Here is a 426-nt window from a genome sequence, read left to right on the forward strand (position 1 = left end):
GTCGCGACCCGCGCCGAGCCGCCCCGTACCCACCACCCGCACCTCCCGTCTTCCGTACCCTGGTCCCATGCCGACAGCGCCCGAGCCCGCCGCCGACCTCCACGCCTGGGCGAGCCAGGACGCCCGTGCGGCCGTCGACGACTACCTCGAGGCGCTGAGCCGCGGCGGGTACGCCCCCGCGACGCGGCGACTGCGCGCCGGCCTGCTGCGGGAGTTCCTCGACCACGCCCTCGACGAGGCGAGGACAGGCGCCCTCAGTGCCGGGCAACTCCTGGACCCCGAACGGGCGTCGGCGTGGCTGGAGGCGGCCGCCGCGGGGGAGACCCGCCGACGCAACACCCTGCGGGGACCGGACGCCAGGGCGTCGGAGGAGTCGCAGCGCGCCCGCGCCCAGAGCTACAACTCCCTCGCCGCCCACCTGGGAGC

1 pseudogene is annotated in these 426 nt (G+C 77.2%); it reads left to right on the forward strand.

The annotated features are described in order from the left end of the window. Window positions 1–67: 67 nt before the first annotated feature. A pseudogene (locus ACOV8S_RS09555) lies at window positions 68–426 on the forward strand (hypothetical protein); the annotation flags it as partial.

The organism is Streptomyces sp. CO7, assembly GCF_053474865.1.